Raw genomic sequence first — 12,151 nt, 5'->3', positions numbered from 1 at the left:
TCCCAAGCTCGCTTCCGCTTCGCTTCGTTCCCGCCACCGTCCGTTTCGGTGAGGCAGCTTCTAGGCCCACACCCAAAAACCCGCAAGAGCAAAAAACACCCAAAACACAACTTTCTTCATCCAACCGTCACAGAACCCTTATTTTCCTGAAAAAAGCTGAAAGGACGTGCGACCCGAAAATCAGGCGCGACCGAGTTATCCACAGCCGCACCCGCCAACAGACTGACCAAACAACAGAATCACCCCAGAAAAGCCAGACGATGCACCGTCAACCGCGATGAATCAGGGGCCAAAACCCTGATATGTGACGCGGCCACCGCACATCGTCAGCGCGATTCCCGTCGCCCCAAGATCCTCCGGCGCAATCGCTTCCACATCGCCATCGATCATCACAAGATCACCCGCCAGTCCCGGCGCCAGCCGTCCGGTCAATCCCTCCCAATGCGCGGCCCAGGCCCCACCGGCGGTATAGGCGTGCAGACTCTCCATCAGACCCAACCGCTCATCAGCACAGCGAGCGTCATACGGCTGGCGCGTCATGGCGGACTGAAGCCCCCGCATCACGCTGACATCGGTCACCGGCCAGTCACTTGCAAAGGCGACCGGCGCCCCATGGTCCTTCAGCGTCTTCCACAGATAGGCGTCGCGGCGACGCTCGGGGGCAAACCCGACGCTCATCGTCGGCTCCATCGGGAAATCCATCACCCCCGGCGGATGCGGCGGCTGCACGCTGGCGGTGATGCCCAGCGCCCCCAGACGCGGCACATCAGCCCGGTCGATCAACTCGATATGTTCGATCCGGTGCCGGGCGTCGCGCAGGCCATTGGCCAGTGCTGCCGCCTCATAGCCGTCAATCGTCACCCGCACCGCCCCGTCGCCGATGGCATGTACGGCGATCTGAAGACCGCGGCGGTCAATCTCGGTGCAGATCTGCTGAAACCGGTCTGGCGCGAACAAAGGTTCCGCCCGATGCCCCGGACGACCGGGATAATCATTCAGCATACAGGCGGTGCGACTGTCGATCACCCCATCCATGAACATCTTCACGAATCCCGAACACACCATATCCGAGGCGAAATCGCGCGCCATCGCCTCTGCCCGGTCCAGTTCGGACAGTTCCATATGCGGCTTGAAGTGGAAGGGCACCTTGACCCGTGCGGTCAACCGACCTTCGGCCTCCATCTCTGACAGCAGGGTCAGGGTGTAGCGGTTGCCATCCATGTTCACCATTGATGTGATGCCATGCGCAGCGCAATGCGCAAGCCCCGCCGCGATCTTCTGCTTGTCCGCCTCGCGCTGCGCGGCATCGGGCCAGGGGTCGGGCTCGCCGCCGGTCGCAATGCCCAGTTGCAGATGCGCCTCGCCGCCCAGCGCCAGCACCGGCCCGAAGGCCTCGAACTCGCGCAGCTCGCCGGTGGCGAGACCGTCCTCGCCCATCACGACCTCATGTCCATGCGGCATGGCTGCCCCGTGCAGCAGCCCGGCGGCCTCCAGCGCGGCAGTATTGGCCCAGACGGTGTGGTGATCCGGCGCCATCATCGCCAGCGGACGATCAGCGATCACCGCATCCAGATCCGCCCGCGTCACCGGATGGTCGAGAATCCCGTATTCCGCCCCCTGCGCCATCAGCAGCGGCGCATCAGGATTGGCCGCCGCATAGCCTGCAAACGCCGCCTTCAGGTTCTCAGGCCCATGTAACCCACCCAGTTGCAGCTGCGTCAGTTCCGCCCCGCCCAGAACCAGATGCAGGTGGCTTTCCACAAACCCCGGCAGAACCGTGCGCCCGCCCGCGTCGATCACCCGCGTATCCGGCCCGGCCAGCGCGGCGATCCCCCCGGTCGTACCGACGGCCTGCACCCGCCCGCCCCGGATCGCCACCGCCTCGGCACGCGGACATCCCGCATCCATCGTCAGCACCTTCGCATTGGTCACGATCAGATCGGCCCGAAACATCGCGTCACCTGTCATTCTCTGTCTCCAAAATATCCCGTGGGCATCGCGCTTCGCATGACGGGGTCAGCACTCCTGCCCCGCCAGCCCCTCGGCAATGGCGCAAAGCATCTCGAACATGATCGAGACGCCGAGGAATGCCGTGCCGCCCGACGGGTCGAAGGGCGGCGAAACCTCCACGAGATCGGCGCCGACGATCTTTACCCCGCGCAGCCCCATGGCCACCTGCAAGGCCTGCCAGCTGTTCGGCCCGCCCACCTCCGGCGTGCCGGTGCCGGGGGCAAAGGCCGGGTCCACGAAGTCGATATCATAGCTGACATAGGTATCGCCCGCGCCCGCGCGATCCCGTGCCTCGGCCATCACATCCTCGACACCCCTGACATGGAATTCCTCGATCGGGATGACGCGGATGCCCACCGCCCTGGCAAAGTCGCGGTCCTCGCTGTCATAGGCCGTGCCGCGAATCCCGATCGTGGTGACGCGCGCGGGGTCCAGCAGCCCTTCCTCAATCGCGCGGCGGAAGGGTGTGCCATGGGTATACATCGTGCCGCCGAAATAGCTGTGGAACAGGTCGGTGTGGCTGTCGAAATGGATCATGCCCAGAGGCCGGTCCTTTGCGAGGGCCCGCAGGATCGGCAGCGTGCACAGATGGTCGCCCCCGGCGGTCAGCGGCACGATCCCCGCCGCGCGCACCTTTGAATAGAAGCTTTCCATTCGCTTCAGGCTGTCCATCACATCCGCCGGATTTGGCCCCACGTCACCCAGATCGGCGCAGCGCACCATTTCGAAGGGCCGGATGCCGGTCACGCCGTTCTGCGCCCGGATCATGGTGGAATAGTCGCGCAACTGTCGGGGACCGTGGCGCGGACCCGGGCGGTTGGTCGTGCCGCCGTCCCATGGCGCGCCGATCAGCCCCACCTGCACCTCCGACAGTCGCGGGTTGTCGAGAGCCACATGCGGAAGGCGCATGAAGGTCGGCACTCCTGCAAAGCGCGGCAGGTCGAATCCCGAAACCGGGTGAAAGAAGCTGTCCTCCGTCATGACGGCACTCCCTGTTCAATTTGATCATTTTCTGCATCCAACCACCCGCGCAGGTACTTGTCACGCCCGGAAGCGACCTCCCGAACCGACATCTCTCCTTGCGGAAATCCCCGCCTGCGCTGCACAGGGCCTTGACCACCGCGCGCCCCTGCGCCTCTATCGGGCAAAAGCTTCTCAGGACCGCGTCATGACCTTGCCCGCCGAATCGCCCCGTACCACAGCCGCCGCCGGGCGCTCTGTCATCGCGCAGGATGTACGCATCAAGGGTGACATCGGCTCTGAAGGAACGGTCGAGCTGATGGGCCAGATCGAGGGCAAGATCACCGCCCGCACCCTGATCGTCGGTGCCGACGGTTTCGTGAAAGGCACCGTCATGGCCGAAACGGTCGAGGTGCGCGGCAAGGTCGAGGGCAAGATTTCCTGCGTGACGCTGACGCTGCGCGCCGCGGCCCAGGTGACGGCCGACAGCAATTACACCACTCTTGCCATCGAAAGCGGCGCCACGGTCGAGGGCCGCTTCACCCGCACGACAAGCTGACCCGCTCAGCCGCGCGGCGGAATCGCATAGGTCAGCGAGGCGCGGGCGACCACGCCCCCGGCCCCTTCGCTGCGGATCAGCACATCGCCCACCGCCAGTTGCCGCCCGAGCTTCAACAGGCGCGCCTCGGCCAGCAGGTCGCGCCCTGCCTCGGGTTTGCGCATGAAGTCGATGCTGCAATTGGTCGTGACCGCAAGGGCAACCGGCCCGATCCGGCTGAGGATCGCCAGATAGATCGCCACATCCGCCAGCGCGAACATGGTCGGGCCGGACACCGTGCCGCCTGGGCGCAGATGCCGCTCGGCCGTCAACAGGCGCATGGTCAGCAGATCGGGCGTCACCGCCGCAATGTCGAAATCCGCTGCCACCTGCGGAAACTCGCGCCCCAGAAACGCCAGTAATTCCGCCCTGTCCATTGCCAGCATCCGCTTTCCTCCCTGCGCATTCACCGCTAGCCTCCGGTGAAACGGGAGGAATGACAAGATGACCGAACTGATCCAGCGCGAAAGCCTCGGCCCGGTGACACGGCTGACGCTGAACATGCCGCAAAGCCTGAACGCGCTGTCCGATGCGATGCTCGCGGCCTTGTCCGATACTTTCGCGACGCTGGCCGAGGATCGCACCACCCGCGTCGTCATCCTGCGCGGGGCGGGCAAGGCGTTCTGTGCCGGGCATGACCTGAAAGAAATGCAGGCCGCGCGGCAGTCGCCCGACAAAGGCGCCGCCTATTTCCTCGACCTTTTCACCCGCTGCGGCGCGGTGATGCAGGCCATCCCCGCCCTGCCCCAGCCGGTCATTGCCGAAGTTCATGGCATCGCCACCGCCGCCGGCTGCCAGCTCGTCGCCTCCTGCGACATGGCGGTGGCGGCGGAAGGCACACGGTTCGGAGTGAACGGGGTGAACATTGGTCTGTTCTGTTCGACCCCGATGGTCGCGCTCAGCCGCAATGTCCCCGCCAAGGTGGCTTTCGAGATGCTGACAACCGGCGAATTCATCGACGCGACCCGCGCCCGCGAAGTCGGCCTCGTGAACCGCGTCGTGCCGCATGCCGATCTGTCGGAGGCCACGCTGGCCCTTGCGCAGACCGTCGCGGCCAAACTGTCTGCCGCCGTGAAGATCGGCAAACGCACCTTCTATGATCAGATCGGCCTCGATCTGGCCGATGCCTATGCCCATACTGCCGCCGTCATGCAGGAAAACATGCTGTGGCGCGACACGGCCGAAGGCATTCAGGCCTTCATCGAAAAACGCGCGCCTGACTGGGCCGAACGCTGACCATCCAGCGCCAAATTCGCCGCAACGAATTTGCAAATTTCCTGCAAGAAATTTGCGCGACCAGTTCACCCCGGCAGCACCTTGCCGGGGTTGAGCAGCCCTTTCGGGTCCAGCGCCGCCTTGATTGCCCGCATCGCCGCCAGTTCCGCCGGGCTGCGGCTGTAGCCCAGCCAGTTACGCTTCAGCGTACCGATCCCGTGCTCCGCTGAAATCGAACCGCCGAAGTCGCGCACCACGCCATAAGCGATGGCATCAACCTCATGCACCTCTGCATCAGACGCGCCCGGCACATGCACGGCGACATGCACATTGCTGTCGGCGACATGGCCGTAGAAGGACACATGCGCGCCGGGGAAACGCGCCAGCAGCGCCAACCGGCAGGCCCGCGCGAAATCATCCAGCCGCCCGGTCGTCAGGCTGACATCCAGATTGATCAGCCCCGGCATCGCGGCATCCATCTCCAGCCCCTCGCGCACCGCCCAGAAGCGCCGCGCCTCGGCGAAGGATTGCGCGATCAGCGCATCCGTCATCACGCCCTCCTCGAAAGCGGCTTCCAGCAGCGCTTCCAGCGCGGGGCCTTCGTCAGCCTCAAGGATCACTGCAAAGGGCGGCGGATCGGCGAAAACCACATGAGTCAGATGGCTCTGGCTACAAGTGAAATAGTCGCGCCACATCGCCTCGAAGGCCGAAAGGCCGGGTAGTGCCGACCGCGCCATAGCCAGGAGCCGCAGCACAGAGGCGAAATCCGGCAGCGCCGCCATCACGGTGCCCCGCGGCCCCGGCAAGGGGCGCAGCCGGATCACCGCACGGGTGATGACGCCCAGCGTGCCCTCGGAACCGGCGAACAGGTGGCGCAGGTCGTAGCCGGTGTTGTTCTTCACCACTCTGGTCATCTGGCTCAGCACCGTGCCATCGGCCAGCACCGCCTCAATCCCCAGCAGGTTGTCACGGGTCATCCCGTCGCGTAGCACCCGCAGCCCGCCCGCATTGGTGGCGATATTGCCGCCGATCTGACACGAGCCGCGCGCGCCCAGATCGACCGGCAGCAGGAAGCCCGCCGCCTCGGCCGCCTTCTGCGCGACCTCCAGCACGGTGCCTGCCCGCACCACCATGGCCATGGCTTCGCCGTCGATTTCCTCGACCCCTGCCAGCCGTGACAGCGACAGCGCGACCTGCCCCGTCTGTGGTTGCGCGCCGCCAGCGAGGCCGGTCATGCCGCCCTGCGGCACCACGGCGACGCCGTGCCGGTGGCAGATCGCCAGCGCAGCCGAAACCTCCGCGACGCTTGCAGGTCGCAACAACGCCAGCGGCAGGTCGTGGCCGGTGCGGCTCGCATCCGACCGCGCGGCCACGGGCACATCGGCGCCGGTCAGGCAACCTTGCGGACCAAGTGCTGCGCGCAGATCTTGCAGCATCACAGGCTCCATTCCGCCCCCCTGAGATCATCCAGCCGCGACATGCCCAGTTGCCCCATCGTCGTGCGCAATTCCGCCATCAGCACCGCCGCCAGATGCGCGGGGCCCCGGGGGCCTGCCGCCGCAGCGGCTTGCAGGAAGGGGCGCCCGATCAGCACCGCATCCGCGCCACGCGCCAGCATCCGAGCAATATCCAGCCCCGAGCGCACACCGCTATCCGCCAGAACCAGCGCGCCCTCGCCCAGACGATCACGGATCGCAGGCAGCACCTCGACCGAGGCGGGCGCGGCATCCAGTTGCCGCCCGCCGTGGTTCGACACCACCACACCATCCGCCCCGCAATCCAGCGCCACCGCTGCGTCTTCGGGCGACAGCACGCCTTTCACGATCAGTCGCCCCGGCCATACCGCCCGGATCCGCGCCAGCCGGGCCGGGCCGATATGGCCCTCAAGCTGCGCCCCGATGAAGGCCGCCTGTTCCGTCACACTGCCTTTCGGCAGCACGGGCAGGATGTTCTGAAACGCCGGAATCCCGCGCCCTGCCTGCCCCATCGCCCAGCGTGGGCAGGCCATGATCTGCAACAGCGTCTGTAAAGTGAAGCGCGGCGGAAAGCTGAGACCGCTTTGAATGTCACGCCGTCGCCGGGTGGCGCCGGGCACATCCACCGTCACCATCAGCACCTCGTATCCCGCCGCCCACGCCCGCGCCATCAGTGCGGCGTCGATCTTCGGATCGGCAAAGGAATATAGCTGAAAGATCCGCCCGGCGCCAGCCAGCAGCGCGATCTGCTCCATCGCGGTGGTGGACACGGTGGACAGCACATGCCCCAGCCCCGCCGCCCCCATCGCCCGCGCGATGGCCAGTTCAGCCCCCGGCCAGATCAGCCCGCCCAGCCCCATCGGCGCCACAGCGAAGGGCGCGGCCCAGCGCACGCCCGCCACCGTTACCGACAGGTCCGGCACCGCGCACTCCACCACATAGCGCGGCATCAGCGCCACGGCATCCAGCGCGCTGCGGTTGCGCGCCAGACCGACCTCGGCCCCGATCCCCCCGACCATGTAGTCACGCACGAAGCGTGGAATACGGGGCACGCCCGCAGCCTCCATCGCCGCGGCATCGGGGAAGCGTCGGTCCAGCGCAGGGTCGATCATGGCACCCGTTTCAACGCCTGTGCCATGCAGTGAATGCCACCGCCGGTCTTGGAGATTTCGGACATATCCACCTCTGCCACCTCGAAGCCGCGCGCCTTCAGTTGCCCGATCAGAACCTGCGAGCTTGAGGGCGCGATCACCCTGTCGCCGCCAAGAGACATGAAATTGCACCCAAGCGCCATAGTGTCCTGGAACGGCACGTCGATGATTTCATGCCCCTTGGCCTTCAGCCAGTCGACGATGCCCGGTTCGGTGCAGGCAAGGCAGACGGCGGTCAGCTTCGGGGCGACCGGCACCACCATCAGGTCGATATGCACATAATATTCGTCGATGAAGGCCAGCCGCACTTCCCAGCCCTCGGCCTCGAACCAGCCGGCGACCTGCCGCGCGCCTTCCTCCTGCGTGCGGGCACCGCCGCAGCCGATGAGCACGCAGCCCTCCTCGATCACGTTGAAATCGCCACCCTCGAAGGTGCCCGCCGTCACCATGTCATAGATCGGGATGCCCAGACTTTCGTAATGCCGGATCGCGGCATAGTTCTCGCCCCGGCGCCACCATTGCGACATCGCGGTGATGAAGGCGCCGTAAGGTGTCATCACGCTGGAATCGCGGGTATAGACCTGCATTGCCAGTTCCGGCTCCGGCGGCACGGTATGCACCTTGACGCCAAAATGTTCGTAGGCCGCAACCAGTTCCTTGTGCTGGGCCTGTGCGACCTGAATGTTGCAGGGGTTTTCCCGCAGATGCTTGCGCGACAGGCTGGAGGTCGCCATGTGACGCAGATAGGCGGGATTGCCCAGCAGCACATCGGTCAGCCGGTCGGTTTCATTGGCAAATCCCCAGCCGGTCAGCGGCGCCGTGCCGCCGCCGGGCTTGCGGCGTTGCAGGGTGAAGGGCTCGGGACGGGTCTGCACGTTCATCGCTTGTCTCCTGTTCAGGCGCCGGGCATGGTGGAGGGGATCCACCAGTCCCGCCCGCGCGGGGTTGTCACATATTCGGGCCAGCGGAAGTTCACCGGCGGGTCGTAATCGCAAAGCGGCGCGATCCAGTCGGCGCCGCCGATACCGCCGCCGGTGCGGCGGTTGAATTCATCCCAGGCAGCCTCGCGCGCGCCCGCATCCTCCAGCAGGCGCAGCGCCGATAGCGCCAGCACCTCGGCAGCGCGCTGAACCATCGGGTCGATGGTGGCCGGAATGCCGCCCAGCGCATTCATCACCCATGCGGGATAGGCATAGCCCGCCGGCGCCCGCAGCGCCGGACGCGCGATGTAGAAACGCGCGGTGGGCGCGTGCCATGTCATGTCGGTATAGTCGTCCGAGGTGGAGTTCTTCTGCGAGGGGGGCAGGTCGTGGCGGAGGATCGCCTCGGCCGCCTCGGGGTCAATCAGGCGTGACATTTCGGGGATGAAGGGATCATCCATCGGGGTCAGGCCGAGATTGGCCTGAATCTCGCGCGCCACCGCCGCCGCCTTATCATCCCAGACCGGGGCGCCCACCGTCTGCATCGCCTGCCAGACCACGCGGGCCATGGCGTGATTGGCCAGACCGGGGCGCGACTTGCAGACCCAGTGCCGTTCCCACCGGCAGCCGGTCATCGCCGCCGCCGCCTCGGCATTGCGGTCGAGCGCTGCGGTCACCGCCTCCGCCATCGCCAGCGTCGGCACGCGCATCATGTATTGCACCTCGGCCAGACCGGCGGGCTGGTTGTCGGCAGTGGCCTGCCCGGCGGTCAAAATCGCCTCGGAAATCGACCAGCCGCCCTGATGCGGCAGCATGGAATCGCGCAGCGATTTCGATGTCAGGAACATCAGGTTCAGCGCATCATTCGCCCCCGGTGCCCGGATCGCGCTATGCGATTGCGGGATCGGCGCCCCGTCGCTGCGGCCCCATGCCTCGGGCGTATCGCAGATGAAGCGATAGACCATGGAATAGGCCGCACCACAGTGAGTTTCCCAGCGCACGGTATTGCACATCGGCAGCATGTAGAACGGATGGAAGGACAGGATCGCCGCCAGCCCGTCGTAATAGCCCTTCGCAGCATGGATGGGCTTCGATCCGCGCACCTTTTCTGCCGGTTCGCCGGTAAAGCGGATGCCGCCGGGTATCCCGTGCCGCTCCATCGCGGCCTTCACCGCAAGCGCGCCGCCCAGACCCGCGATGCCGAGGCCCGAATGCGGGTCGGTATGCCCGCCCGCCTGAAACCCCAGCCCCGCGCGGGGTTCGCGCCGCGTGCTGGCCGCCTGACAATTGCCGGGAATACCATCATATTCGGCATACATGCCGATCACCGGCCCGGCACCATTGTGCCATTCGGCGCAGAAGGCTGTGGGCATCCCGGCCGAGCCTTCCTCGACCGTGAAGCCTTCGGCCCGCAGGCGCGCCACATACCATTCGGCAGAGCGGTATTCGCGCCATGCCGTCTCGCCATGGTCAAAGATTGTCGCGCACCAGCCCGACAGATCGGCCCGGCGCGCGGCCACGGCGGCAAGGGCAGTTCTCTGGGCGGGCGAAAGGTCGGTCGTGGTCACGGCGTGGTTTCCCTGCTGCCTTGAACGCGGGAAACCCGCCCTTTCAGGGCTAGCGCCGGAGGCAGGCGGGAAAAAGTGAAACCTCTTCCCGCCATCGGCAAACGGATTTCACCTTTCGCTGGAAAGTCACGCGAACCGCAGCTAGCCTCGCCGCAGAACCCGGAGAGCATGATGTCCCGCATCCCTTCGACCCAGGCGCTGCGCGCGCTGGAAAGCTTTGCCCGGCACGGCACCGTCTGGCAGGCGGCGGACGAGCTGAACCTGACGCGCAGCGCGGTCAGCCATCAGTTGCGCCTGCTGGAACGCGATCTTGGCTTCCGGCTGATGAACCGTATCGGCACCCGGGTCGAACTGACGCCGCAGGGGCTTGCCTATGCCATCGACGTGCGGCGCGCGCTGGCCGTCATTTCCGGCTCTGCCACCCGCAACGCGGCGCGCGGCGTGACCGGGGCGCTGACCGTCAGTTGCCCGCCCGGCTTTGCCTCCAGCTGGCTTTGCACGCGGATCGGCAGCTTCTCCGACGCCTTTCCCGATGTGGTTGTGTCGCTGGTCACCCCTCGCCGGCTGGATGATGTCAGTAACCCGGACGTGGATGTCTTTATCACCTTTGGCCTTGGAAATCAGCCGGGCATGGAGGTCGAGCTGTTGAAGGAGGTGGAGTTCACCCCCCTGTGCAGCCCGATCCTGCTCAACCGGCGCGAGGGGATGGATACACCGCAGGCGCTCTTGTCCTCGACCCTGCTGCATCTGACCGATTTCGCGGATTGGGAAATGTGGTTTCAGCTGTCCGGCCTGCCGACCGAAGCGGCCCAGACCGGCATCCGCTTTTCCGACATGAACCTTGTCTATGCCGCCGCACTTGGGGCGCAGGGGGTGGCAATGGGTGACGAATTCATCTGCCAGCAGGCCATGGCGACGGGTCTTCTGATCCGTCCCTTCGATCTGGCGATCCGCTCCCCCCGGTCCTATTTCATGATCGTGCCCCCGGAAAAGGCCGACAATCCCGCCAGCGCGGCGTTTCGGGGATGGCTGCGGGCAGAACTGCCTCAGGATTAGGCGGAAGTCGAACAAAACACCTCGATCGACAAATTTCATTTCACAAGCAGGCGAAAAACTTTCGGTTGTCTTTCGAAGGCAGTGCTTCCACGCTTTGCCTGACGATGAGAGAGCCTCTCCGCCAGCAGGGAAGAATCCGTGAGCCAAGCAGCAGAAATCGGCGCCACCGGAATTGGCAAGATGTTCGGCCAGTTCACAGCCCTCGCCGACATCACGCTGACCATCGCGCGTGGCGAGTTCCTGACGCTGCTCGGCCCCTCCGGCTCGGGCAAGACGACCTTCCTCAATGTACTGTCCGGGTTCGAGCCCCCCACCTCGGGGCGGCTGACGCTGGATGGTCGCTACATGACGGCGATGCCACCCGAGGTGCGCGGTTTCGGCATGGTGTTTCAGGGCTATGCCCTGTTCCCGCATATGTCGGTCGAGGACAACATTGCCTTTCCGCTGAAAGTGCAGGGTCGGAACGCAGCCGAGGTCAAACGCCGGGTCGCCGAAATGGTGGAGATGGTCGGGCTGGGCGGACACGGCCACAAGCGCCCCGCCGGTCTGTCGGGAGGGCAGCAGCAGCGTGTGGCACTGGCCCGCGCGCTGGCGTATGAACCGCCGGTTCTGTTGCTGGACGAACCGTTCTCGGCGCTCGACAAGAACCTGCGTGGCCAGATGCAGGATGAAATGCGCCGCATCCACCGCGACACCGGCACCACCTTCGTTTTCGTGACCCATGATCAGGAAGAGGCGCTGGCGCTGTCCTCACGGGTGGCTATCTTTGAGCGCGGCCGGCTGCAACAGCTTGCCGCGCCGCGCGAGGTTTACGAACGTCCCGCAAATCGTTTCGTGGCCGAGTTTCTGGGCGATATCAACATCCTGCCCGTCAGCGGCGGCCGGATCGAGGGCCGCGCGGTCGAGACCGCAGCGCCGAATGGCGATCTGGCAATCCGGCCCGAATACATGGCGTTGTCCCTGACCGAACCGGGCCAGGGGAATGCCATCGCTGCCACGCTGCAAGACCTCACCTATCTGGGCGCCGAAACCCGGCTGTCACTTCAGACACCAGGCGGCGTGCCTCTGGTGTTGCATCAGCCCACCGCCGCCTTGCCTGCGGGCCTCGCCCCTGGCGCCGCCGTCTGGGCCAGTTGGGCGCCGGAACGCGGCTTTCTGCTTTGACGACCCGCCCTGCCACGGGCGGCACCTGTAAGAC

12 protein-coding genes are annotated in these 12,151 nt (G+C 65.8%); 5 read left to right on the top strand and 7 right to left on the bottom strand.

The features are described 5' to 3' along the window. Window positions 1-281, top strand: a 281-nt coding sequence (locus C8N34_RS26675) for a hypothetical protein (RefSeq protein ID WP_211317734.1), incomplete at its 5' end; no start/stop codon positions are given. Window position 282: 1 nt separating this feature from the next. On the opposite strand, the gene C8N34_RS16920 is transcribed toward C8N34_RS26675, so the two are convergent. Next, the gene (locus C8N34_RS16920) at window positions 283-1,968 is read right to left on the bottom strand and encodes an amidohydrolase (RefSeq protein ID WP_242013820.1); all 1,686 of its coding nucleotides are present in this window, start codon (window positions 1,966-1,968) and stop codon (window positions 283-285) included. 48 nt (window positions 1,969-2,016) lie between these two features. Then, complete coding sequence (locus C8N34_RS16915) at window positions 2,017-2,991, bottom strand: agmatinase (RefSeq protein ID WP_108129757.1); 975 nt, start codon at window positions 2,989-2,991, stop codon at window positions 2,017-2,019. A gap of 187 nt (window positions 2,992-3,178) precedes the next feature. On the opposite strand from C8N34_RS16915, the gene C8N34_RS16910 reads away from it, so the two are divergent. Then, window positions 3,179-3,529: a bactofilin family protein gene (locus tag C8N34_RS16910; RefSeq protein WP_108129756.1), complete on the top strand. Its 351-nt coding sequence runs from the start codon at window positions 3,179-3,181 to the stop codon at window positions 3,527-3,529. Window positions 3,530-3,534: 5 nt separating this feature from the next. Here the strand turns inward: C8N34_RS16910 and C8N34_RS16905 are convergent, their stop codons facing one another. After that, on the bottom strand, window positions 3,535-3,954 hold the full coding sequence (locus tag C8N34_RS16905; protein WP_054302806.1) for a PaaI family thioesterase: 420 nt from the start codon (window positions 3,952-3,954) through the stop codon (window positions 3,535-3,537). Window positions 3,955-4,012: 58 nt separating this feature from the next. Here C8N34_RS16905 and C8N34_RS16900 point away from each other — a divergent pair, with 58 nt between their 5' ends. After that, the gene (locus tag C8N34_RS16900) at window positions 4,013-4,804 is read left to right on the top strand and encodes an enoyl-CoA hydratase (protein WP_108129755.1); all 792 of its coding nucleotides are present in this window, start codon (window positions 4,013-4,015) and stop codon (window positions 4,802-4,804) included. Between the two features lie 65 nt (window positions 4,805-4,869). Here C8N34_RS16900 and C8N34_RS16895 read toward each other — a convergent pair whose 3' ends face one another. Genes C8N34_RS16895 through C8N34_RS16880 form a run of 4 tightly spaced genes read right to left on the bottom strand, consistent with a single transcriptional unit; the run spans window position 4,870 to window position 9,897 of the window. Then, a complete protein-coding gene (locus tag C8N34_RS16895; RefSeq protein WP_199750697.1) occupies window positions 4,870-6,231 on the bottom strand; it encodes an FAD-binding oxidoreductase in 1,362 nt (453 codons plus the stop codon). Continuing rightward, window positions 6,219-7,370 (bottom strand): alpha-hydroxy acid oxidase, encoded by a 1,152-nt coding sequence (locus C8N34_RS16890; RefSeq protein ID WP_108129754.1) that lies wholly within the window; start codon window positions 7,368-7,370, stop codon window positions 6,219-6,221. Before C8N34_RS16890 ends, C8N34_RS16895 begins: the two co-directional genes overlap by 13 nt. Beyond that, a complete protein-coding gene (locus C8N34_RS16885; RefSeq protein ID WP_108129753.1) occupies window positions 7,367-8,290 on the bottom strand; it encodes a dimethylarginine dimethylaminohydrolase family protein in 924 nt (307 codons plus the stop codon). Before C8N34_RS16885 ends, C8N34_RS16890 begins: the two co-directional genes overlap by 4 nt. Window positions 8,291-8,304: 14 nt before the next feature. Next, complete coding sequence (locus tag C8N34_RS16880) at window positions 8,305-9,897, bottom strand: zinc-binding metallopeptidase family protein (RefSeq protein ID WP_108129752.1); 1,593 nt, start codon at window positions 9,895-9,897, stop codon at window positions 8,305-8,307. Window positions 9,898-10,068: 171 nt separating this feature from the next. On the opposite strand from C8N34_RS16880, the gene C8N34_RS16875 reads away from it, so the two are divergent. Continuing rightward, window positions 10,069-10,953, top strand: a complete 885-nt coding sequence (locus tag C8N34_RS16875) for a LysR substrate-binding domain-containing protein (protein ID WP_054302817.1) — start codon at window positions 10,069-10,071, stop codon at window positions 10,951-10,953. Window positions 10,954-11,091: 138 nt separating this feature from the next. Next, window positions 11,092-12,117, top strand: a complete 1,026-nt coding sequence (locus C8N34_RS16870) for an ABC transporter ATP-binding protein (protein ID WP_242013821.1) — start codon at window positions 11,092-11,094, stop codon at window positions 12,115-12,117. The last annotated feature ends 34 nt before the right edge of the window (window positions 12,118-12,151 follow it).

It is taken from the genome of Gemmobacter caeni, from assembly GCF_003054195.1.
GTDB lineage: Bacteria > Pseudomonadota > Alphaproteobacteria > Rhodobacterales > Rhodobacteraceae > Gemmobacter > Gemmobacter caeni.
Note: the sequence above shows the minus strand (reverse complement) of the source record. Positions and strands in the feature narration are given on the sequence as shown.